At 69.6% G+C, this 22,015-nt stretch carries 25 protein-coding genes; 15 read left to right on the forward strand and 10 right to left on the reverse strand.

The annotated features are described in order from the left end of the window. Positions 1-32: 32 nt before the first annotated feature. The gene (gene uvrC / locus GDR74_RS14220; RefSeq protein WP_152586918.1) at positions 33-2,066 is read right to left on the reverse strand and encodes an excinuclease ABC subunit UvrC; all 2,034 of its coding nucleotides are present in this window, start codon (positions 2,064-2,066) and stop codon (positions 33-35) included. Positions 2,067-2,267: 201 nt separating this feature from the next. On the opposite strand from uvrC, the gene GDR74_RS14225 reads away from it, so the two are divergent. The 10 genes from GDR74_RS14225 to GDR74_RS14270 all read left to right on the forward strand — a co-directional run bounded on the left by GDR74_RS14225 (position 2,268) and on the right by GDR74_RS14270 (position 10,603). Then, entirely contained in the window at positions 2,268-3,464 is a 1,197-nt protein-coding gene (locus GDR74_RS14225) for a benzoate/H(+) symporter BenE family transporter (protein WP_152586919.1), read from the forward strand. A 40-nt stretch (positions 3,465-3,504) separates the two neighbouring features. Next, on the forward strand, positions 3,505-4,023 hold the full coding sequence (locus GDR74_RS14230; protein ID WP_152586920.1) for a hypothetical protein: 519 nt from the start codon (positions 3,505-3,507) through the stop codon (positions 4,021-4,023). 155 nt (positions 4,024-4,178) lie between these two features. Then, positions 4,179-5,111 carry a ribose-phosphate pyrophosphokinase gene (locus tag GDR74_RS14235; RefSeq protein ID WP_152586921.1) on the forward strand — a complete coding sequence of 311 codons (933 nt, stop codon included), beginning with the start codon at positions 4,179-4,181 and terminating at the stop codon, positions 5,109-5,111. Between the two features lie 112 nt (positions 5,112-5,223). After that, positions 5,224-5,874, forward strand: coding sequence for a flavin reductase family protein (locus GDR74_RS14240; protein WP_152586922.1), 651 nt, complete (start codon positions 5,224-5,226; stop codon positions 5,872-5,874). Between the two features lie 144 nt (positions 5,875-6,018). Then, positions 6,019-6,642, forward strand: a complete 624-nt coding sequence (locus tag GDR74_RS14245) for a 50S ribosomal protein L25/general stress protein Ctc (protein WP_152586923.1) — start codon at positions 6,019-6,021, stop codon at positions 6,640-6,642. A 106-nt stretch (positions 6,643-6,748) separates the two neighbouring features. Then, positions 6,749-7,381, forward strand: a complete 633-nt coding sequence (pth, locus tag GDR74_RS14250; protein ID WP_152586924.1) for an aminoacyl-tRNA hydrolase — start codon at positions 6,749-6,751, stop codon at positions 7,379-7,381. Positions 7,382-7,440: 59 nt separating this feature from the next. After that, complete coding sequence (gene ychF, locus GDR74_RS14255) at positions 7,441-8,538, forward strand: redox-regulated ATPase YchF (protein ID WP_152586925.1); 1,098 nt, start codon at positions 7,441-7,443, stop codon at positions 8,536-8,538. Between the two features lie 73 nt (positions 8,539-8,611). After that, entirely contained in the window at positions 8,612-8,791 is a 180-nt protein-coding gene (locus tag GDR74_RS14260) for a hypothetical protein (RefSeq protein WP_152586926.1), read from the forward strand. Between the two features lie 72 nt (positions 8,792-8,863). Further along, positions 8,864-9,532 (forward strand): deoxyribonuclease V, encoded by a 669-nt coding sequence (nfi, locus tag GDR74_RS14265; RefSeq protein ID WP_152586927.1) that lies wholly within the window; start codon positions 8,864-8,866, stop codon positions 9,530-9,532. 57 nt (positions 9,533-9,589) lie between these two features. Further along, positions 9,590-10,603 (forward strand): MaoC family dehydratase, encoded by a 1,014-nt coding sequence (locus tag GDR74_RS14270; RefSeq protein ID WP_152586928.1) that lies wholly within the window; start codon positions 9,590-9,592, stop codon positions 10,601-10,603. 86 nt (positions 10,604-10,689) lie between these two features. Here GDR74_RS14270 and GDR74_RS14275 read toward each other — a convergent pair whose 3' ends face one another. Further along, positions 10,690-11,235 (reverse strand): adenine phosphoribosyltransferase, encoded by a 546-nt coding sequence (locus tag GDR74_RS14275; RefSeq protein ID WP_152586929.1) that lies wholly within the window; start codon positions 11,233-11,235, stop codon positions 10,690-10,692. A 48-nt stretch (positions 11,236-11,283) separates the two neighbouring features. Here GDR74_RS14275 and GDR74_RS14280 point away from each other — a divergent pair, with 48 nt between their 5' ends. Continuing rightward, positions 11,284-11,463: a hypothetical protein gene (locus tag GDR74_RS14280; RefSeq protein ID WP_152586930.1), complete on the forward strand. Its 180-nt coding sequence runs from the start codon at positions 11,284-11,286 to the stop codon at positions 11,461-11,463. On the opposite strand, the gene GDR74_RS14285 is transcribed toward GDR74_RS14280, so the two are convergent. From GDR74_RS14285 to petA, 4 genes are all read right to left on the reverse strand, one after another. After that, the gene (locus GDR74_RS14285) at positions 11,460-12,332 is read right to left on the reverse strand and encodes an S-methyl-5'-thioadenosine phosphorylase (RefSeq protein ID WP_152586931.1); all 873 of its coding nucleotides are present in this window, start codon (positions 12,330-12,332) and stop codon (positions 11,460-11,462) included. The two genes, GDR74_RS14280 and GDR74_RS14285, sit on opposite strands and share 4 nt — an antisense overlap. A 126-nt stretch (positions 12,333-12,458) precedes the next feature. Beyond that, the gene (locus GDR74_RS14290) at positions 12,459-13,325 is read right to left on the reverse strand and encodes a cytochrome c1 (RefSeq protein WP_152586932.1); all 867 of its coding nucleotides are present in this window, start codon (positions 13,323-13,325) and stop codon (positions 12,459-12,461) included. Between the two features lie 22 nt (positions 13,326-13,347). Then, positions 13,348-14,625, reverse strand: a complete 1,278-nt coding sequence (locus GDR74_RS14295) for a cytochrome b (RefSeq protein WP_152586933.1) — start codon at positions 14,623-14,625, stop codon at positions 13,348-13,350. A gap of 33 nt (positions 14,626-14,658) precedes the next feature. After that, positions 14,659-15,207: a ubiquinol-cytochrome c reductase iron-sulfur subunit gene (petA, locus tag GDR74_RS14300; protein ID WP_246179572.1), complete on the reverse strand. Its 549-nt coding sequence runs from the start codon at positions 15,205-15,207 to the stop codon at positions 14,659-14,661. A 287-nt stretch (positions 15,208-15,494) separates the two neighbouring features. Here petA and GDR74_RS14305 point away from each other — a divergent pair, with 287 nt between their 5' ends. Both GDR74_RS14305 and hemF read left to right on the forward strand, forming a co-directional pair. Then, the gene (locus tag GDR74_RS14305; RefSeq protein WP_152586935.1) at positions 15,495-16,001 is read left to right on the forward strand and encodes a tRNA (cytidine(34)-2'-O)-methyltransferase; all 507 of its coding nucleotides are present in this window, start codon (positions 15,495-15,497) and stop codon (positions 15,999-16,001) included. A 165-nt stretch (positions 16,002-16,166) separates the two neighbouring features. Further along, complete coding sequence (gene hemF / locus GDR74_RS14310) at positions 16,167-17,066, forward strand: oxygen-dependent coproporphyrinogen oxidase (protein WP_152586936.1); 900 nt, start codon at positions 16,167-16,169, stop codon at positions 17,064-17,066. A gap of 19 nt (positions 17,067-17,085) precedes the next feature. Here hemF and GDR74_RS14315 read toward each other — a convergent pair whose 3' ends face one another. Genes GDR74_RS14315 through GDR74_RS14330 form a run of 4 tightly spaced genes read right to left on the reverse strand, consistent with a single transcriptional unit; the run spans position 17,086 to position 19,809 of the window. Further along, positions 17,086-18,324, reverse strand: a complete 1,239-nt coding sequence (locus GDR74_RS14315) for a CCA tRNA nucleotidyltransferase (RefSeq protein ID WP_246179574.1) — start codon at positions 18,322-18,324, stop codon at positions 17,086-17,088. Next, on the reverse strand, positions 18,321-18,578 hold the full coding sequence (locus GDR74_RS14320; protein ID WP_152586937.1) for a DUF6111 family protein: 258 nt from the start codon (positions 18,576-18,578) through the stop codon (positions 18,321-18,323). Before GDR74_RS14320 ends, GDR74_RS14315 begins: the two co-directional genes overlap by 4 nt. Continuing rightward, a complete protein-coding gene (locus GDR74_RS14325; protein ID WP_152586938.1) occupies positions 18,575-19,213 on the reverse strand; it encodes a CoA pyrophosphatase in 639 nt (212 codons plus the stop codon). The genes GDR74_RS14320 and GDR74_RS14325 overlap by 4 nt, the downstream gene beginning before the upstream one ends. A 5-nt stretch (positions 19,214-19,218) precedes the next feature. Continuing rightward, positions 19,219-19,809, reverse strand: coding sequence for a DUF1285 domain-containing protein (locus tag GDR74_RS14330; protein WP_152586939.1), 591 nt, complete (start codon positions 19,807-19,809; stop codon positions 19,219-19,221). A 252-nt stretch (positions 19,810-20,061) separates the two neighbouring features. Between GDR74_RS14330 and GDR74_RS14335 the strand changes: the two genes are divergently transcribed. Together GDR74_RS14335 and GDR74_RS14340 are read left to right on the forward strand one after the other, a co-directional pair. Next, positions 20,062-21,078: an AAA family ATPase gene (locus tag GDR74_RS14335; RefSeq protein ID WP_152586940.1), complete on the forward strand. Its 1,017-nt coding sequence runs from the start codon at positions 20,062-20,064 to the stop codon at positions 21,076-21,078. Between the two features lie 10 nt (positions 21,079-21,088). Next, a complete protein-coding gene (locus GDR74_RS14340) occupies positions 21,089-22,015 on the forward strand; it encodes a DUF58 domain-containing protein (RefSeq protein ID WP_152586941.1) in 927 nt (308 codons plus the stop codon).

The raw sequence follows: 22,015 nt of genomic DNA on the forward strand, positions 1-22,015 counted from the left end.
TGCCTGAGGGCGATCCGTCAACCGGACCGTCCTCAGCCCCTGTCGTGGAAGAAGTCGTACACCGCCCGCGCGGTCGCCGCGTTCACCCCCGGCGCCTTCATGAGGTCCTCGAGCGCCGCCCGCTGGATCGCCTTGACGGTTCCGAAATGGTGCAGGAGCGCCCGCTTGCGGGTAGGGCCGATGCCGGCGATCTCGTCGAGAGGGTTCTTCGTCATCTCCCGCTTGCGCTTCGCCCTGTGCGCGCCGATGGCGAAGCGGTGGGCCTCGTCCCGCAGCCGCTGGACGAAGTAGAGGGCCGGATCGCGCGGCGGCAGCTTGAAGGGCGGCTGCCCGGGCCTGAAGAAGGTCTCCCGCCCGGCGTCCCGGTCCCGCCCCTTGGCGATCCCGACGACGGCCACGTCGTCCTCGCCGACGCCGACCTCCGCGAGAGCCTGCCGGGCCGCCTCCAGCTGGCCCTTGCCGCCGTCGATGAGGATCAGGTCCGGCCAGGCGGGGAAGCCGTCGTCGTCCGCGCCGTCCGGCTCCCCTGCGCCTTGTGGGGAGGAGCCGGGAGTGCCCGGTGTCCTCGGCTCCTCCTTCACGAGCCGCGCGAAGCGGCGCTGGAGCATCTCGCGCATCATGCCGTAGTCGTCGCCGGGCTTGAGGTCCTCGGACTTCATGTTGAAGGTCCGGTAGTGCTGCTTCATGAACCCGCCCGCGCCCGCGACGATCATGGCCCCGACCGCGTTCGTGCCCATGATGTGCGAGTTGTCGTAGACCTCGACCCGCCGCGGCGCCTTCGGCAAGCCGAAGGCCTGGGCGAGGGAGACGAGGAGCTTCTGCTGCGAGGTGGTGTCGGCCAGGCGCCGCCCGAGAGCCTCCTTCGCGTTGCGCTGCACGTGCTCGATGAGCTGGCGCCGCTCGCCGCGCCGCGGCGTGTGGATCTCGACCTTCGCCTCGGCGCGGGTCGAGAGCGCCGCCGCCATGAGCTCCGCGTCCTCGATCTCGTGGGAGAGGAGGATGAGCCGCGGCGCCGGCTTGTCGTCGTAGAACTGGGCGATGAAGGAGGAGAGCACCTCCTCCGGGCTCATGGACTTGTCCGCCTTCGGAAAGTAGGCGCGGTTGCCCCAGTTCTGCCAGTTGCGGAAGAAGAACACCTCCACGCAGAACTGCCCGGCCTGCTCGTCGAGGGCGAAGACGTCCGCCTCCTCCACCGACTGGGTGTTGATGCCCTGCACGCCCTGGATCGCCGAGAGGGCCGCGAGGCGGTCGCGGCAGCGGGCGGCGCGCTCGAACTCGAGCGCCTCCGCAGCCTCCTGCATCTCCGCCGTGATGCGGGCCTTCACCGCGTTCGACTTGCCCGAAAGGAACGCCCGCGCCTCGTCTGCGAGGCGGGCATAGTCCTCCGGCGAGATCTCGCCCGTGCAGGGGCCCGAGCAGCGCTTGATCTGGAACAGCAGGCAGGGCCGCGTGCGGTTCTCGTAGTAGCTGTCGTTGCAGGAGCGCAGGAGGAAGGCGCGCTGCAGGGCGTTGATGGTGCGGTTCACCGCCCAGACGCTGGCGAAGGGCCCGTAATAGTCGCCCTTGCGCTTGCGCGCGCCGCGATGCTTCACGAGCTGGGGCGCCTCGTGGTCGCCGGTGAGCAGGATGTAGGGGAGCGACTTGTCGTCCCGCATCAGCACGTTGTAGCGGGGGCGAAGCTGCTTGATGAGATTGGCTTCCAGCAGCAGCGCCTCGGTTTCCGTCGCCGTGGTGACGAACTCCATGGAGGACGTCTCGGCGATCATCCGCGCGATGCGGTTGGAATGCGCCTGGCCGCGCGCGTAGGCGCCCACCCGGGCCTTCAGGCTCTTGGCCTTGCCCACGTAGAGAACGTCGCCCTTGGCATCGAGCATCCGGTACACGCCCGGAGACTGGGGCAGCGTCGCCCAGAACCGGCGGATGACCTCGGTCCCGCGCTGGACGGAGCCGGGATGCGCCTCGAGGTCGAACTCGACATCGGACCCGGTCTCGACCGCGACCGCCTCGTCCTCATCCTCGTTGTCCAGAATGTCCGGCGGAACGTCGTTGGTGGGAATGCGACTCATGCCGCAGATGTAAGGGCTCGGGATTCCCGAGGGAAGGGCCGCGGACCGGAAGCCTCGTGCCGCGGCAACGCCTCGCCCGATCCCGGAGCTGCCCCGGAGCGACGGAAGGGATGCGGCGCCCCTCCTCCCGCCGGAGATCCGCCGTGACAGGATGGCTCGGACCGCGCTAAACGGCAGCACGCAGCTCCGGAGCGTCTCAAGATGCGCCTGTCGATCGTCTCCTCTGCCGTCATCGCGGCCCTCGTCGGTTTCGGCAGCACCATCGCTCTGATCGTCGCGGCCGCCCATGCGGTGGGAGCGGATCCGGCGCAGACGACCTCCTGGGTCGCGGCCCTGTGCCTGAGCATGGCGGCGACGAGCGGCTACCTGAGCGTGCGCTACCGGATGCCCGTCGTCACCGCCTGGTCCACCCCGGGCGCGGCGCTGATCGCGGCGTCGAGCGGAATCTCCATCCACGCGGCCGTGGGCGCATTCCTGCTCGCCGGGGCGCTGATCGTGCTCGCCGCCGCCGTGAAGCCGTTCGGGCGGCTGATCGAGCGGATTCCCACGGCCATCGCGGCGGCCATGCTGGCGGGGATCCTCATCCGCTTCGTCATGGCCGTGTTCGAGAGCGCCCAGGGCGCGCCCCGGCTCGTGCTGCCCCTCGTGGCCGTGTTCCTGCTCGTGCGCCTCGCCAATCCGGCCATGGCCGTTCTCGCCGTGCTCCTCGCCGGCATCGGTCTCGTCTTCGGAAACGGCTCGGCCCATTTCCCCGCATCCGAGTTCGGCCTCTCGTCCCTGACCTTCGTGGCGCCGTCCTTCGAGCCCACGGCGCTGGTCGGCCTCGGCCTGCCGCTCTTCCTCGTGACCATGGCGTCGCAGAACCTGCCGGGCTTCGCGGTGCTGCGGGCCTCCGGCTACACGCCGCCTTCCCGGCCCATCCTGGCGGCGACGGGGCTCGCCTCCCTCGTGAGCGCCCTCTTCGGAGCCCATACGAGCAACCTCGCCGCCATCTCGGCCGCCATCTGCACGGGGCCGGACACCCACCCGGACCCGGCGCGGCGCTGGCTCGTCGGTCCCTTCTACGCCCTCTCCTATCTTCTCTTCGCCGCCTTCAGCGGCGGCCTGATCGCCCTGGTCGCCGCCCTGCCGCCCGAACTCATCAGGACCGTGGCGGGCCTGGCGCTGATCGGCTCCTTCACCGGCGCCCTGAGTTCGGCCCTCGCCGAGGAGTTCAAGCGCTTCCCGGCGGCGCTGACCCTCGCGGTCACCGCCTCCGGCCTGTCCCTCTTCGGAATCGGGTCCGCCTTCTGGGGCCTGGCGGCCGGCCTCCTCGTCCTCGCCCTGGACGATGCGGCCCTGCGGCTGCGCAGACGCCGCCAGTCCGGCGCGGCCGATCTGGACGGCGCGCCCGGTTAAGCTTAAGAATCCGTTACCGAAACGGATCACGGGAGTGTTCATGGCTGGGATGAAGGGGGCCGGACCCATGGCGGTCCTGGCGATGGCCGTCCTGCTGGGCGCCTGCCAGACCGATTCCTTCTCGAGCGGCGGATCGCCGGAGGGCGTGCCGATCGCCCTCGAGAGCATCGACGGGGCCCCGCCGCCGATCCGCACCGCCCTGATCGACGAACTCACCACCGCCGCCGCCAACCGCAAGGTCGAGCTGGTCGGCTCCTCCGCCGAGGCGCGCTACCGGGTGCGGGGCTATCTCTCGACGGAAACCGTGAACGGCGAGACCAAGGTCGCCTATGTCTGGGACGTGTTCGACGCGGAGAAGCGCCGCGCCAAGCGCCTGACCGGGACCAGCCCGGCCCGGGCGGCCGCGAAGTCGATCTCGGCCCTCGACAAGGAGACCCTTTCAAGGCTCGCCAGCGCCAGCATGGACGAGATCGCCGATTTCCTGAGCGCGGCGCGATCCTCCTCCCCCTTCCAGACGGCGGAGGCCAGCCTGGACGGCGAGGCTGTTGCCGCGCAGTAACGGAGACCGATCAAGTGGCAAAACCGTCGATCTGCGGCGTTGCGCGTATTGTGACGGTTTCCTATCGCTGCTAAGACCCGGACGCCTTGCCGCGCAAGGGCAACAACATCACGCGGAAGGCTCCTCAGGTCACTCTTAGAGCCCAAGAAGCGTTCATGAAGCTCGTCGCGGGAAATTCCAACCGTCCGCTGGCAGAGGCCATCTCCGCCTATCTCAACGTTCCGCTCGCCAAGTGCCAGGTGAAGCGCTTCGCCGACATGGAAGTGTTCGTCGAAATCCAGGAAAACGTGCGCGGCGAGGACGTGTTCGTGATCCAGTCGACGTCGTTCCCGGCGAACGACCACCTGATGGAGCTCCTGATCATCATCGACGCCCTGCGCCGGTCCTCGGCGCGGCGCATCACGGCGGTGATCCCCTATTTCGGCTATGCCCGCCAGGACCGGAAGCCCGGTCCGCGCACGCCGATCTCGGCGAAGCTCGTCGCGAACCTCATCACCCATGCGGGCGCGGACCGCGTGCTCACCCTCGACCTGCACGCCGGGCAGATCCAGGGCTTCTTCGACATCCCGACGGACAACCTCTTCGCGGCCCCCATCATGGCGCGCGACATCAAGGAGCGGCTCGACGGCGGCGACCGCATGGTGGTCTCCCCGGACGTGGGCGGCGTGGTGCGCGCCCGGGCGCTCGCCAAGCGCATCGACGCCCCGCTCGCCATCGTCGACAAGCGCCGGGAGCGGCCGGGCGAGTCGGAGGTCATGAACATCATCGGCGACGTGCGCGGCCGGTCCTGCATCCTCCTCGACGACATCGTGGATTCCGGCGGCACGCTGGTGAACGCGGCGGATGCCCTCCTCGCCAACGGGGCGAAGGAGGTCTACGCCTACATCACCCACGGGGTCCTCTCGGGCGGCGCGGTCTCGCGCATTGCCAATTCCCGGCTCAAGGAACTGGTCATCACCGACTCGATCATGCCGACCGAGGCGGTGAAGGTCGCCCACAACATCCGCGTCGTCCCCATCGCTCCGCTCATGGGCGAAGCCATCGGCCGCACGGCGACGGAAAGCTCCGTGTCGAGCCTGTTCGACTGACGATCCGGCGATCCGCCGCGAACGCTTCGGCCGCCGCCGAAGCGTTCGCGGCGGATCCCGCGCCTCCCTTCTGCTAGGCCTGCCGTCCCGAACCTCATGGAAGGCAGCGCCGATGAACGCCCATTCTCCGAACCCTGTCCCCGTCCACCGGACCATCCGTCCCTCCGTCCTTTACTTCGGGACCCCGGTGGTCCTCCTCACCACCCTCAATCCGGACGGCACGCCCAACATCTCGCCCCTGTCCTCGGCCTGGGCCCTCGGCGACCGGGTCGTCCTCGGCCTGTCGAACGGCGGCCAGGGCGGGGAGAACGTGGTGCGGGAAGGGGAATGCGTGATCAACGTGGCGCCGGCGGATCTCTGGGAGCGCGTCGAGCGCCTGGCCCGGACCACGGGCCGGAGCCCCGTTCCCGCCGACAAGGCCGCGGCAGGATACGTCCACGAACCGCGCAAGTTCGAGGCGGCCGGGCTCACGCCCCTGGCCTCGGACCTCGTCCGGCCGCCGCGCATCGCCGAATGCCCCCTTCAGCTCGAGGCCCGCGTCGTGGCCGCCCATGCCCCCGGCGGCGGCCCCTGGGCGGCCGGATCCCGGTCCGGCTTCGCCATCGTCGAGACCCGGGTCGAGCGCGTCCACGCCCACGAGGCGATCGTCGTTCCCGGCACGAACCACGTCGACGTGAGCCGGTGGCAGCCCCTGCTCTATGTCTTCCGCCACTACGTCGCGGCCGGGGAGGACCTCGGCCGCACCTTCAAGGCGGAGGCCTGAGGCCTGCTCAGGTTGCATTCGGGGGCCGATTTCTCTATAAGCCGCCTCGCGCCCGCTCGACACCCTTGGAGGCACGGGCGCGGACCTCATGGCCGCCCGAAGGCGGCCATCGGTTTTTCCAACCCATTTCGAAGGACCACGACCATGAGCGAAGTGAAGCAGATCAAGGCCGTGGCGCGCGACCGGGCCGGCAAGGGGGCCGCCCGGGCCGTTCGTCGCCAGGGCATGGTTCCCGCCGTCATCTACGGAGCCGGCCAGCCGGCCCAGGCCATCGCCCTCGACTTCAACCAGACGAAGCAGCTGATCTTCGCCGGCCACTTCCTGACCACGATCTTCGAGATCGACGTCGACGGCAAGACGACCCGCGCCATCCCGCGCGACTACCAGCTCGACCCGGTGAAGGACTTCCCCGTGCATGTCGACTTCCTGCGCCTCGCGCAGGGCCAGGCGATCAAGGTCGTGGTTCCGGTCCATGTGGTGGGCCAGGACAAGTGCCCGGGCGTGAAGCGCGGCGGCACCCTGCAGATCGTCGAGCACTCGGTGGAACTGCTGGTCCCGTCCGATGCGATCCCGGACTTCATCGAGGCCTCGGTCGCGAACCTGGACATCGGCTCCTCGGTCCACCTGTCGGACGTCGCCCTGCCGAAGGGCGCCAAGCCCACCTCGGCGGAGAACGTGACCCTCGTCACCGTCGTCGCCCCGTCGGGCATGAAGGAAGAGGAAGCGGCCCCGGCTGCCGCGGCCGAGGGCGAGGCCGCCAAGGCCTGATCGCTTCTTCCCCGATCGCCTCCTTCGCGGGCGTCCGTCGCCCATCGAACGGCTTCGACGCTCCGACCGCAAGGCCGGGGCGTTTCTTATGAGGGTGTTTCAGGCGATGCGTCTTTTCGTCGGCCTCGGCAATCCCGGACCCCGCTACGCCCGCAACCGCCATAACGTGGGCTTCATGGCGGTGGACGAGATCGCCCGCGCCCATGGCGCGTCGCCCTGGCGCAGGCGGTTCCAGGGCGAGACGGCGGAGACGGCCATCGGCGGCGAGCGCGTGCTCATCCTCAAGCCGCAGACCTACATGAACGAGTCGGGCCGGGCGGTGGCGGAGGCGCAGCGCTTCTTCAAGATCCCGCTCTCCGACGTCACCGTCTTCTACGACGAGCTCGACCTGCCCCCGGCCAAGCTGAGGGTGAAGGTCGGCGGCGGGAATGCGGGGCACAACGGCCTGCGCTCCATCACCGCCCATTGCGGCAACGACTACCGCCGGGTGCGGATCGGCATCGGGCATCCGGGCCTGAAGCCGCTGGTGCAGTCCTGGGTGCTCGGGGATTTCGCCAAGTCGGAGGAGCCCTGGGTCGAGGACCTGACCCGGGCCATCGCCGACAACGCGGCGCTCCTCGCCAAGGGCGAGGATGCCAGCTTCCAGAACAGGGTCCACCTCGCCATGGAGGCGAAGGGGTGGACGGACGTGAAACGGCCCGGCGAAAAGGCGGGCCAGGACAAGAAGGACGCCGGCTGAGAGGCCGGCACAGGAACCGTGACGCCGGCTCGTGCCGGCCAAGGGCAAGGAGTGAGGCCATGGGCTTCAAGATGGGCATCGTCGGCCTGCCGAACGTGGGCAAGTCCACGCTCTTCAACGCGCTGACCCAGACCGCTGCGGCGCAGGCGGCGAACTATCCGTTCTGCACCATCGAGCCGAACGTGGGCGACGTGGCGGTGCCCGACGACCGTCTGGAAACCCTCGCGGGGATCGCGGGCTCCGCCCAGATCGTCCCGACCCGCCTGACCTTCGTGGACATCGCGGGCCTCGTGCGCGGCGCCTCCAAGGGCGAGGGCCTCGGCAACCAGTTCCTCGCCAACATCCGCGAGGTGGACGCCATCGCCCACGTGGTGCGCTGCTTCGAGGATACGGACATTACGCACGTGGAAGGCAAGATCGACCCCATCGCCGACATCGAGACCATCGAGACCGAACTGATGCTGGCCGACCTCGAAAGCCTCGAGAAGCGCGTCACGGGCCTCGAGAAGAAGGCCAAGGGCAACGACAAGGAGGCCAAGGAGACCCTCGACCTCGTCAACCGCGCCCTCGTCCTGCTGCGCGAGGGCAAGCCCGCCCGCCTCGTGGAGCGGAAGGCCGAGGAGGAGCGCCTCTTCCAGATGCTCGGGCTCCTCTCCTCCAAGCCGGTCCTCTATGTCTGCAACGTGGAGGAGGCCTCGGCCGACAAGGGCAACGCCTTCTCGGCCAAGGTGTTCGAGCGCGCCCGCGAGGAAGGGGCGAAGGCGGTGGTGGTGTCCGCGAAGATCGAGAGCGAGATCGCCGTCCTGCCCCCCGAGGAGCAGAAGGACTATCTCGACGCCATCGGCCTCGCCGAGCCCGGCCTGAACCGGGTGATCCGCGCCGGCTACGAGCTGCTGGGCCTCATCACCTACTTCACGGTCGGCCCGAAGGAAGCCCGCGCCTGGACGATCACCAGGGGCACCCGCGCCCCCCAGGCGGCCGGGGTCATCCACACGGATTTCGAGAAAGGCTTCATCCGGGCCGAGACCATCGCCTATCCCGACTACGTCGCGCTCAAGGGCGAGGCGGGAGCGCGCGATGCCGGCAAGCTGCGCCTCGAAGGCAAGGAGTACACGGTCCAGGACGGGGACGTGATGCACTTCCGGTTCGCAAACTGACGGAATCGTGAACGGCCGCTTCCTCGGCCGTTCAGCCGGACTCTGCGTTTATTCCTGCGTGGAGGAAGGAGCCATGCAGGAATCGCTCGAAGAGATCGCCTACACGCTCGGCGGTGCCGTGGTCTCGCCGGGTCCCGGCACGGCGGAACTCGTCGTCGCCCTGATCGTCGCCTGCGGCTTCCTGGCCAGCGCCCTGCTTTCCCTGTTCCCCGGCCGCCACGGGCATGGGATTCGCCAGCCGCGGGAGCGGTAGTCCCGAAGACGACGAAACCGGCCCCCTGCGCCCATTGACGCGAAAGGCCCCGGATCGTTCGATACGGAACGCATGGACATTCGCCGCCGACATTCCTGGAATCTTCCGCCCGCGCAGGCCGTCGCCCTCCAGAAGGACCTGAGATCGGAGATCGTCTCCGACCGTCCCATCGCCCTCGACGCCGTCCGCCTCGTGGCCGGGGTGGACGTGAGCGTGAAGAACGAGCAGTCCCGGGCCGCGGTGGTGGTGGTCACGTTTCCGGACTTCCGGCCCGTCGAGACCGTGGTGGCGCAGCGCCCGACGCCCTTCCCCTACATTCCGGGCCTCCTGAGCTTCCGGGAAGGGCCGGTGCTGGAGGAGGCCTTCGAGAAGCTGCGCAACGAGCCGGACGTCTTCCTCTTCGACGGCATGGGAATCGCCCATCCCCGGCGCATCGGCATCGCGAGCCACATGGGCCTGTGGCTGGAGCGCCCGACCGTCGGCTGCGGCAAGACCCTCCTGTGCGGCCGCTATCGGGACCTTGCAGAGGAAAAGGGCGCGGCCGCGCCGCTCGTTGACCGGGGCGAGACCATCGGCGTGGCGCTCAGGACGCGCACCGCCAAGAACCCGGTGTTCATCTCCCCCGGCCACCTGGCCGACATCGAGACCTCCGCCGCGCTCGTCCTCGCCTGCTCGCAAAAATATCGCTTGCCGGAGCCGATCCGTCTGGCGCACAACGCAGCCGGACAATTCGATCCGTGACCTCAAGCGTTGGGAAGGGTCCGCGACCGGGCCCTCCGCCCTGCCGACGACAGCCCCATGCCCCGATACGCCTTCGAAGACTTCACGCCCGGCACCGTCCGGACCCTCGGCCCCGTCACGGTTTCCAGGGAGGAGATCGTCTCCTTCGCACGGGAATACGACCCGCAGCCCTTCCACGTGGACGAGATCGCCGCGCGGGACAGCTTCGTGGGAACCCTGATCGCCTCCGGCTGGCACACCTGCGCCCTCAACATGCGCCTCCTCGCGGACGACGTGATTCTCGATTCGACCTCCATGGGGTCGCCCGGGATCGAGGAGCTGAAATGGGCGAAGCCCGTGCGGCCCGGCGATACCCTGCGCTCGCGCATGACGGTGCTGGAGACCCGCCCCTCCAGGAGCCGGCCCTCCATCGGCCTCGTGCGGTTCCGGTTCGACGTGCTCAACCAGGCGGACGAGACCGTGATGGTCCAGCAGAACTGGATCATGTTCGGCCTTAGGGAGACGGGTCTTGCGGTGAACGGGAGCCGCAGCCGCCCGCCCGAGGGAATTGGCTCGCCCGACCCGGCCGCCGAGCGCCCGGCGATCTCCGCCAATCCCTATCTCGAGGACCTCGTGGTGGGCCAGACGGACGTGCTGGGCTCCTACGCCTATACGGCCGAGGACATCGTGCGCTTCGCCAGGGACTACGATCCCCAGCGCTTCCATGTGGATCCGGTCGCTGCGAAGGCGAGCCTGTTCGGGGACCTGTGCGCCTCGGGCTGGCAGACGGCCGCCGTGTGGATGAAGCTGATGGCGGCCCACCGCGACCGGGTCCGCGCGGATGCCCTCGCCCGCGGGGAGCGCCCGGCCCGGCTCGGCCCCTCCCCCGGCTTCACCGATCTGAGATGGCTCAAGCCCGTCTATGCGGGCGACACGATCACCTACCGCTCGACCCTGACCGGCAAGCGCGTCTCCGCCTCCCGCCCCGGCTGGGGCATCGCCTTTCACCGCAACACGGGCGTGAACCAGCACGGCGAGGAGGTCTTCTCCTTCGACGGCGCGGTGTTCTGGGAGCGGCGGCCAGGGCATTGAACAACCCCGTCATTCCGGGGCGCCGCAGGCGAGCCCGGAATGACGGCAATGGGAGCGCCCCAGGTCGTCCCGCGGAGCGCGGCTTCTCAGTGCCCTTCGAAGCTCACGAGGCTGCGCACCTCCACGCCGAGGTCGCGGAGCTTCTGCGCGCCGCCGAGATCCGGCAGGTCGATGACGAAGCAGGCGGCGACGATGTCGGCGCCCATCTGGCGCAGGAGCCGGGTCGCCGCGACCGCGGTGCCGCCGGTGGCGATGAGGTCGTCGACGATGACGACCCGGTCGTTCTGCCCGACCGCGTCCGTGTGGATCTCCATCTCGTCCACGCCGTATTCGAGGGAGTAGGCGATGCGCACGGTCTCGTGGGGCAGCTTGCCCTTCTTACGGATCGGCACGAAGCCGGCGGAAAGCTGATGGGCGACCGCGCCGCCGAGGATGAAGCCCCGCGCCTCGATCCCGGCCACCTTGTCGACGCGCCCGCCTGCGAACGGGTGCACGAGCTCGTCCACGGCGCGACGGAAGGCGCGGGCGTCGCCGAGCAGGGTCGTGATGTCGCGGAAGACGATCCCCGGCTTCGGATAGTCCGGAATCGACCGGATCGTGGCCTTCAGATCGGTGAGGAAACGCTGGTCCATCGGCTGAGCCTGACACAAGTGGGGGGTTGGATCTCCAGGAGACCTACCATGCCCGAGCCGTTTCAGCGAACGGTCCTGACGGATATCGACATCCCGTTCGCGAGCCTCGTCCCGTTCTTCGTGAAGGCGGCCCTCGCGGCGATCCCCGCGACCTTCGTCGTGGCACCGATCGGCCGGCTGTTCAGGCTCCTCTTCGGAATCGGGACGATGGACGGCACGATGGGCTAGCCCAGGACGCGCCCCGCGACCGCGTCGAGCTTTCGCAGCAGCGCGGGGTCGCGCGCCGAAGGCGCCGTCATGATGGCCCCGTCGAGGGCCCGGTCCGAGCGCACGGGGCAGGGCTCGTGCTCCGCCGGGAAGTCTCGGGCCACGCGGGCGATCAGCCGCGCCACGGTCTCGGCGTTCCGGCGGGCGACCGCGACGACGGCCGCAACGTCCACATCGTCGTGCTCGGGATGCCAGCAGTCGAAATCCGTCACCATGGCGACGGTCGCATAGGTGATCTCGGCCTCGCGGGCGAGCTTCGCCTCCGGCATGGCGGTCATGCCGACGACGTCGTAGCCGAGGCCCTTGTAGGTGAGCGACTCGGCATAGGTCGAGAACTGCGGTCCCTCGATGCACACATAGGTGCCGCCGAGCCGGTGGGGGATGCCTTCCTGCGCCGCCGCCGCCGCGATCCGCCGCTGCAGGAGCGGCCCGACGGGATGGGCCATGGGCACATGGGCGACGCAGCCGCTTCCGAAGAAGGAGCCATGACGCCGGAACGTCCTGTCCACGAACTGGTCCACGAGCACGAAGGAGCCGGGGAAGAGTTCCTCCCTGAACGAGCCGCAGGCGGAGACCGACACGAGATCGGTCACCCCTGCCCGCTTCAGCACGTCGATATTGGCGCGGTAATTGATGTCGGAAGGCGAATGGCGGTGGCCGCGCCCGTGGCGGGGCAGGAACACCACCTCCGTCGCCCCGATCCGCCCGCGCCTGACCACGTCGGACGGCTCGCCCCAGGGCGAGGCGATGGCCTCCTCGCGCAGATCCGCGATCCCGGGCAGGTCGTAGACGCCCGATCCCCCGATGATGCCGAGCACGGCCCTCGCCATGGCCCCCTCCCTCGTCCGCCCGAATGGTGAACCGGATCGTGGGCGCCGGCCATCGCCTGCGGAGCGCGATCCAAAGAAAAAGGCCCCTCGAGGGGCCTCTTTCCGAACTCGCCTTCAGCCGGACTCTCAGGCGTGCGTCGCGGTGACGTCGCTGTGTCCGACGCGGGCCCAGATCTTCTTCTTGGTGAAGTAGAGCAGGCCGGAGAGGACGATGAGGAAGAGCATCACCTGGAAGCCGATGCGCTTGCGCGCCTCGAGGGTCGGCTCCGCCGTCCACATGAGGAACGCGGTCACGTCGCGGGCATACTGCTCGACCGTCTCGGGCGCCTGCGGCTGGCCGTTGGCGTCCTTCGGGTATTCCACCTGTCCGTCGCTCAGGGGCTTGGGCATGGCGATGATGTGGCCCGGGAAGTACGCGTTGTAGTGGCCGCCCTCGGGCACCTGGAACCCGGCCGGAGGCTCCTCGTAGCCGGTCAGGAGCGCGTGGACGTAGTCCGGGCCCGTCTCGGCGAACTGGGTGAACATGTCGAAGACGAACCAGGGGAAGCCGCGCTCGTAGGTGCGGGCCTTGGCGATCAGCGACAGGTCCGGCGGGGCCTTGCCGCCGTTGGCCGCGGCGGCGGCGTTCTCGTTCGGGAACGGGGCCGGGAAGCGGTCGGCGGGACGGGCGGGACGCTCGAACATGTCGCCAGCGTCGTTCGGTCCGTCCTGGACCTTGTACTCGGCGGCCAGGGCCTTGACCTGCGCCTCGGAGAACCCGGGCCCGCCCGGCTCGGCCAGGTTGCGGAAGGCCACGTAGCTGAGGCTGTGGCAGGAGGCGCAGACCTCCCGGTAGACCTTGAAACCGCGCTGGAGCTGCGCCCGGTCGAAGGTGCCGAACGGGCCGCTGAAGGTCCACTTCAGCTGCGGCGGGACCGGGGTCTCGCCCGCGGCGAAGGCCGGAGCCGACAGGCCGAGCAGGGCTGCGGCGATGACAAGAGTACGCTTCATCATGGTCTTTCTTCCCAGCCTCGCGTCAGCCCTTGGAGTGCGGTTCGGCGTTGGCGCCGGTCGGCATGCCCGCACCACCCTTCGCGCCCATGACCGATTCGAGGATCGAGTTCGGCAGCGGCAGCGGGCGCTCGATGAAGCCGAGCAGCGGCAGGATGATGAGGAAGTGGATGAAGTAGTAGGCCGTCGCGATCTGCGAGACGATGACGTACCAGCCCTCCGGCGGCTTGGCGCCGAGCCAGCCGAGCAGCACCGTGTCGGCGGCGAGGATCCAGAAGAACTGCTTGTAGAGCGGACGGTAGGTCGTCGAACGCACCTTCGAGGTGTCGAGCCAGGGCAGGAAGGCCAGGACCGCGATGGAGGCGAACATGGCGATGACGCCGCCGAGCTTGTCGGGAATCGCGCGCAGGATCGCGTAGAAGGGCAGGAAGTACCATTCGGGCACGATGTGCGCGGGCGTCACGGAGGGGTTCGCCGGGATGTAATTGTCCGCATGGCCCAGGTAGTTCGGGATGTAGAACACGAACCAGGCGAAGAAGATCAGGAACACGGCCACCGCGAAGATGTCCTTGATCGTCGCGTAGGGTGTGAACGGAACCGTGTCCTTGCCCGACTTGATCGGCACGCCGGTCGGGTTGTTCTGGCCCGGGACGTGCAGCGCCCAGACGTGGAGCAGCACGACGCCGAAGATCATGAACGGCAGCAGGTAGTGCAGCGAGAAGAAGCGGTTGAGGGTCGGGTTGCCCACCGAGTAGCCGCCCCAGAGCAGGCTCTGGATCGTGTCGCCGACCACGGGAATGGCCGCCAGGATGTTGGTGATGACGGTGGCGCCCCAGTAGCTCATCTGCCCCCAGGGGAGCACGTAGCCCATGAAGGCGGTGGCCATCATCAGGCCGTAGATGATGACGCCGAGGATCCAGAGGATCTCGCGGGGAGCCTTGTAGGATCCGTAGTAGAGGCCGCGGAAGATGTGGATGTAGACCGCGACGAAGAACATCGAGGCGCCGTTGGCGTGCAGGTAGCGGAGCAGCCAGCCGTAGTTCACGTCGCGCATGATGCGCTCGACGGACTGGAAGGCGAGCGCCGCATTCGGCGTGTAGTACATGGCCAGGAACACGCCGGTCACGATCTGCGACACGAGCATGAACACGAGGATGGCGCCGAAGGTCCAGAAGTAGTTCAGGTTCCGCGGGACGGGGAACGCGATGAACGAGGAATGGATGAGGCCCGCGATGGGCAAGCGGCTTTCGAACCACTTGCCGAAGGCGCTCTTGGGTACGTAGGTGGTGGGATGCTGGCTCATGGTGTCGCCTGATCGAATGGCCGTCGCGAGGGGTTACGCCGTGGCTTCCTGGCCGATCACGATCTTGGTATCGGACGTGAAGGTGTAGGGCGGGATCGGCAGATTGATCGGGGCCGGACCGCCGCGGACGCGGCCGGAGGTGTCGAAGACGGAGCCGTGGCAGGGGCAGAACCAGCCCTCGTAGGCGCCCTGGTGGCCCAGGGGCACGCAGCCGAGGTGGGTGCAGTTGCCGTAGACCACCAGCCACTGGGCATGGCCCGGCTTGACGCGGGCGGAATCGGGCTGCGGGTCGCGCAGCGTGGCGACGTCGACGTCCTCGGCCGCCTTGATCTCGGCCGGGGTGCGATTGCGGATGAAGATGAGCTTCCCGCGCCAGAAGACCTTCACGATCTGCCCCTCGGCGATGGGGGACAGGTCCACCTCGACCGGCGCGCCGGCAGCGACGGTGGCGGCATCGGGAGCCATGGATCGAACGAAGGGCCACACCACGGCCGCGGCGCCGACGGCAGCGGCCGCACCGGTGGCGATGAAGAGAAAATCGCGCCGTGTCGGCTCGACGACGGTAGAGGTGGTCTCAGCCACTTGGCTCTCCAGCATACGTCAATAAACGAGAACCGCGCATCTGGATGGCCCGGCGGCCTTCGACCGTCCAGGCACCCGGCACGCTGCCCGCTTGAACAAGCATACGCGCCAACGCGCGCGCAATGCGACTGGGCGTCGCCGCGCGAAGCGCTCTTTGGCACGGCCAAGCCCGCCTGTCCATAGGCGGTTTGGAGTTGTTCCAATCCCCGGCGCCTTGCCGCGGGCCGTTTCCCTCGGCTCCGGGGCCGCCTTGACGGGGGCGGCCCTTTCGCGGAATGAGGCGGACCATGCCCCGCCTCGCCATCTACCAGCCGGACATTCCGCAGAACACCGGCACCATGCTGCGCCTTGCCGCATGCCTCGGCGTGCCGGTCGAGATCGTCGAGCCGGCCGGGTTCGACGTGTCGGACCGGAATCTCCGCCGCTCGGGGATGGACTACCTGGACCGCGTGACGATCGCCCGCCACGTCTCCTGGCGCGCCTTCGAGGAATGGCGGCGGGAGAACCGCACCGCCGGGGGCGGCCCCCGCCTGGTCCTCGCCACCACGAAGGGCGCCATATCCTATGTGGACTTCGCCTTCCGGCCCGACGACATCGTCCTCGTGGGCCGTGAATCGGCCGGCGTGCCGGACGAGGTCCATGCGGCGGCGGATGCGCGGATCGTCGTCCCCATGCAGCCGGGCCTGCGCTCCCTCAATGTCGCCGTCACGGCGGCGATGATCCTGGGGGAAGCCCTGCGGCAGACGGGGTCCTTCCCCCGCCTTCCCTCCCCGGAGATCCCGCAATCCCCGTGAGATGGGAAAGAAGGTCCGGCTTCGCGATTTTCCGCAGCCTTGCCGGAAAACCCGTTCCCAACCTTTCCGGAATTGCTCTAGAGACGTCCGGACAATCCGACCCCGGCCTTTTCGCCCGGCCTCCGGGCCGGCTCCCGGAACGGGCCGCCGAGCCGAGGACATGCCATGACCGCCCCGACCGATCCCGCCGTCGCCCGCCTTCAGGAGGAGGCCCCCGTCTGGTTCGCCGCCCTGCGCGACCGGATCTGCGCCGCCTTCGAGGCCATCGAGGACGAGGTGACGGCCCCCCTCCCCCCGGAAGCTTCGATGCCGGGACGGTTCGAGCGGAAGCCCTGGGAGCGCCAGGACCACGGCGGCGCGCCCGGCGGCGGCGGCGTCATGTCCATGATGCGGGGCCGCGTCTTCGAGAAGGTCGGCGTCCACGTCTCGACCGTGCACGGGGAGTTCGCGCCCGAGTTCCGCGGGCAGATCCCCGGCTCCGACCGGGACCCGCGCTTCTGGGCCTCGGGCATCTCGCTCATCGCGCATCCCTGGAATCCCAACGTGCCGACGGTGCACATGAACACCCGCTTCGTGGTGACCACGAAGCCCTGGTTCGGCGGCGGCGCCGACCTGACCCCCGTGCTCGACCGGCGCCGGACCCAGGAGGACCCGGACACGGTCGCGTTCCATGCAGCCATGAAGGACGTCTGCGACCGGCACCCCTCCGTGTCCTACGAGAAGTACAGGGCGTGGTGCGACGAGTACTTCTTCCTCAAGCACCGCAAGGAGCCGCGCGGCATCGGCGGCATCTTCTACGACTATCATTGGACGGGCGACCCGGACGAGGACTTCGCCTTCACCCGCGACGTGGGCGAGGCATTCCTGCGCATCTATCCCGAGATCGTGCGGCGGAACGCCGGCACGGCCTGGACCGAGGCGGACCGCATCGAGCAGCAGGTGCGGCGGGGACGCTATGTCGAGTTCAACCTGCTCTACGACCGCGGCACGATCTTCGGCCTCAGGACCGGCGGCAACATCGACTCGATCCTCTCCTCCATGCCGCCGACCGTCCGCTGGCCCTGACGGCCGCGCGCCTTGAGAGTCACGCCTCCTTCAGGACCCGGTCGAGCAGCGCGGCGGCGAAGGCCGCATCGTCCGGGCATCCCTCGGCGAGCCAGAGGGCCCGCGCCCTGTCGAGCATCTCCCCGATCCGCGGCCCCTTGGGGATGCCCCGGGCCACGAGGTCGGCGCCGCGCAGGGGAAAGACGGGCACGGGCTCGGCGCCGCTCCTGAAGCGCTCCAGCGCCTCGACGGCCGTCCGGTCGACCTGCGGCCGCGGCTCGCCGGAAAGGGCGGCGAGGGCGAGCGAGACGGTTCCGGTCCCATGGACGGCGACGAGGCGGCGGACGTCCGTCGGATCGAGACCTCCCGGGCCGGTCCTGAGCCGGCACAGGAGCCTCGCATAGGCCTCGAGCCGCCGGTGCTCCTCGTTCGACAGCCGCAGCCTCTCGCGCAGGCGCTGCGCGTCCTCCTCCACCAGAACGGCGAGGACGGCCAGGCGCGCCACCGGGTCGGGCTCCTCCGCGGCCGCCCGGGCGAGCCGGCCGAACTCCGCCACCCCGTCGAGGATCCAGGTCAGGAAGCCGTGCCCGGCGAGGATCTCGACCGTCTCAACCGCGCGCCGGGCGGCGAGGAGCTTCAGGAACTCGTGCCGGATGCGCTCCCGGGACAGGATGGCGAGGCCCGCCCGCTCCGCTCCCGCCGCCGCGAGCCCCTCCGGATCGGGGCCGTTCTCCCCGTATTCCGCGTAGAATCGGAAGAAGCGGAGGATCCGCAGGTAATCCTCGCGGATGCGGGTATGCGCGTCGCCGATGAAGCGGACCCGCCGCGCGGCGAGGTCGTCGAGCCCGCCCGCATAGTCGTGCAGGCGCCCGTCGAGCCCGAGGGAGAGGGCGTTGATGGTGAAATCGCGCCGCCTGGCATCGGCCTCGAAATCGCGCCCGAAGCGGACCACGGCGTAGCGCCCGTCCGTCTCCACGTCCTCGCGCAGGCTCGTGACCTCGAAGGGCTCGCCCTCCACCACCACGGTGATCGTGCCGTGGTCGATGCCGGTCGGCACGGGCTTGAAACCGGCCCGCTCCGCCATGCGGGCGATGGCTTCGGGCAAGGCGGTGGTGGCGCAGTCGACCTCCGTCACCGGCCGCCCGAGGAGCGCGTTGCGCACCGCCCCGCCGACGATGCGGGTCTCCTCGCCGTCCCGGTTCATCGCTCGAAGCAGCGCGCGCAGGCGCGGACGCTCCAGGAGCGCCGTGACGGCATCGCGGTCGAGTTCGGGCGTCACTTGAACTGCCCGGGCACGACGCGCCCGTTCTCCATGTGGGACGGCACGAAGGCGCCCGTGTGGCGCTCGGCCAGGAGCCCTCCGAGGATCAGCGACGCGATCACCAGGACGAGGCCCGCGATGCCGACCCAGGACACGTGCTTGCTCCAGGAGGACCAGGCCAGGGGGTTGCGGCGGGCGATGACCAGGTAGATGGCGAAGGCGGCGAAAGGCAGGAGGAACAGCAGCAGTTCCTGGAAGATCGCCCGCGTCATGACGTGTAGAGCCTCTCGTACATGTTGCGGAGGATGCCCGCCGTGACGCCCCAGATGTACCGTCCTTGGTAGGGCATTGCATAGTACCGGCGCAGGACGCCCTTCCACTCCCGCGCATGGAGCTGATGGTTGGCGGGGTCCATGAGGAAGCGCAAGGGCACCTCGAAGGCGTCGGCCACCTCGTGCGGGTTGAGGGCCAGCGTGTAGGAGGGCGAGACCCGCGCGACGACCGGAACCACCAGATAATTGGTGGTGGAGAGGTAGGGATCGAGATAGCCGATGGGGCTGATGAAGCGGCTGTCGAGGCCGATCTCCTCCTGCGCCTCGCGGCAGGCCGCCGCCAGGATCGATTCGTCCTCCGGATCGACCCGCCCGCCGGGGAACGCGATCTGGCCGGAATGCTGGCGCAGGCCGGCGGCCCGCTCCGTGAAGAGGAGGGTCGGCTCCTCGCGCATGACCACGGGCACGAGGACGGCCGCCTCCTTCGGCGCCAGGGGCTGCGCGAGCGGGATGCCGTCGAGGGAGTGGTCGCCCCGCGGGTTGGCGAGGGCGTCCCCGAGCGAGGGCGGCTCCCGGCGGAGGCGCTCCGCCGCCAGGGTCAGGAAGTCCGGGGCGTCGAGAGGGGCCGTCCGCATCGGGACTACCTCGCCTCGCCGGCGGGCGCGATGGGGAAGAAGACGCCGCCCGCGTGGACGCCGAACTGCGGGACGCCGTCGACGGTCCGTTCCTCGCCGAGGGCGATCAGATCGTATGCCAGCGCCCGGGTGACGCGCGCCCAGAGGCCGCCTCTGACCTTCACGTACGGCTTCACGCCCCCGTGCGGCTCCGTCTCGAAGCGCAGCGGATTGTCCGGACCGACCTGCACGAGATCGTCCACGTTGGTGCGGAACGCGACCTGCCGCTCCTCGCCCTCCCCTTCCACCGCCATCTCCACCGCCACGAAGGGCACGTCGTCGACCGCGATCCCCACCCGCTCGACAGGAGTGACGAGCACGTAGCGCTCCGGGTCCCTGCGCAGGACCGTGGAGAACAGGCGCACGAGCGCCGGCCGCTCGATCGGCGTGCCCATGTAGTACCAGGTCCCGTCCGCGGCGATGCGCATGTCGATCTCGCCGCAATAGGCCGGATTCCAGCGCTCGACCGGCGGAAGGCCCTTGCGCTTCTCGTGCGGCTCGAGCGCGGCCGCGAGCCGCGACAGGGCGCTGCCGGATGTCGGGGCGGGATCGGTCATGACGCAAGCGTGAACAAGAATTTGCACCTCGAGGATCGACGAACGGCGATCCGTGGCTAATTCCTACAGCATAGAGCCGCAGCCCGCACCGTCCATGTTTTCTGCCAGATCGTCCGCCAGGTTCTCCTGCCCGGTCCTCCGGTTCCGGGGCGCGGCTGCGGCGCATGGACCCGCAGGATCCGCTTGCCTAGCGATGCCCAAGGAAGGCACAGTGTCGCCGGGGGCGGACGCCAGCGCGTGGAAGGATGACACATGACGGCCAGCATCGCCCAACCGCCCACCGTTCTCGACGACGCCATCATCCGCAACGCGGAGGCGACCCTGGAGACCGTGGCGCGGGCCCGGGAAGCGATCCATTCGGTCATCTTCGGCCAGGAGGACGTGGTCGACCAGACCCTGATCACCCTTCTGGCGGGCGGGCACGGCCTCCTCGTGGGCGTTCCCGGCCTCGCGAAGACCAAGCTCGTCGAGACGCTCGGAACCGTGCTCGGCCTCGACGCCCGACGGGTGCAGTTCACTCCGGACCTGATGCCCTCCGACATTCTCGGCTCGGAGATCCTCGACGAGGGCGTCGACCGGCGCCGCTCGTTCCGCTTCGTGAAGGGGCCGGTCTTCACGCAACTCCTGATGGCCGACGAGATCAACCGCGCGAGCCCGCGCACCCAGTCCGCCCTGCTCCAGGCGATGCAGGAGCACCACGTCTCGGTGGGCGGCGAGCGGCACGACCTGCCCCAGCCCTTCCATGTCCTCGCGACCCAGAACCCGATCGAGCAGGAGGGGACCTATCCCCTTCCCGAGGCCCAGCTCGACCGTTTCCTGCTCGAGATCGACGTCGGCTATCCCGACCGGGACGCGGAGCGGCGGATCCTCATCGAGACGACGGGCGCGGAGGAGCACAGGCCGGTCGCCGTGATGGACGCGGAAGCGCTCATGAACGCGCAGCGCCTCGTGCGGCGCCTGCCGGTCGGCAGCAGCGTGGTCGATGCGATTCTCGACATCGTGCGCGCGGCGCGGCCGGGCAGCGAGGCCGTCGAGGGGATCACCGACAAGCTGCTCTGGGGGCCCGGTCCCCGCGCCTCCCAGTCCCTGATGCTCGCCGTGCGCGCCCGCGCCCTCATCGAGGGCCGCGTCGCGCCTTCCATCGCGGACGTGGTGGCCCTCGCCGAGCCCGTGCTGAAGCACCGCATGGCCCTGACCTTCGCCGCCCGGGCGGACGGAGAGACCGTGAAGAGCGTCATCGGCCGCCTCACGGCGCGGCTCGCCGGTTAGGACCGCCGCCATGACCCGTGTCCGGGTCCTGCCCGAGGCCGCCCGCATCCCCGGCCGCCACGAGACGGAGGCGGCCCTCGAACTCGCCCAGCGAATGCCCCGCCTCGTGCTCGAGGCGCGCCGGGTGGCGGCGAACCTGTCCCACGGGATCCACGGCCGCCGCCGGGCCGGCATCGGCGAGACCTTCTGGCAGTTCCGTCCCTTCGTGGCAGGCGAGGCCGCCCAGCGCATCGACTGGCGCCGCTCCGGACGCGACGACAGGCTCTATGTGCGGGAGAGGGAATGGGAGGCGGCGCAGAACATCTGGTTCTGGATCGACCGGTCCGCCTCCATGGCCTATGCGTCGAGCCTCGCCCGGGCGCCCAAGGTGGAGCGGGCGATCGTGCTCGGCCTCGCCCTGGCCGATGCCTTCGTCGAGGGGGGCGAACGGGTCGGCCTGCTCGGGCTCATGCCGCCGCGGGCGACCACGCGGATCGCGGAGGCCATGGCCGAGGCGCTGGTGGCCGACCGCGCCGCCCTCGACGACGACCTGCCGCCGCAGGCGCCGATCCCGGCCATGGACGAGGCGATCCTGATCGGGGACTTCCTGAGCCCTTCCGGCGAGACCGCATCCGCCGTCGAGGCGATTTCGAGCCGGGGCGGCCGCGGCCATCTCGTGCTGATCGCGGACCCGGTGGAGGAGACCTTTCCCTTCGAGGGCCAGGCCGTTCTCCACGACCTCGAGGAGGGCATCTCCCTGCGCATCGGCGACGCCGCCTCCTGGGGAGAGGCCTACCGGGAGCGCATGGCGCGCCACCGGGGCAGCCTGGAGGACCTGGCCCGCCGCCGCGGGTGGACGCTCACGGTCCACCGCACGGACCGCCCGGCGAGCGAGGCGGCGCTCCGCCTCATCACCCTCGTCGCCGCCTCGCGCGGCGCCGGCAGCGGGCGGCGCTAG

Source organism: Microvirga thermotolerans (genome assembly GCF_009363855.1).
GTDB lineage: Bacteria > Pseudomonadota > Alphaproteobacteria > Rhizobiales > Beijerinckiaceae > Microvirga > Microvirga thermotolerans.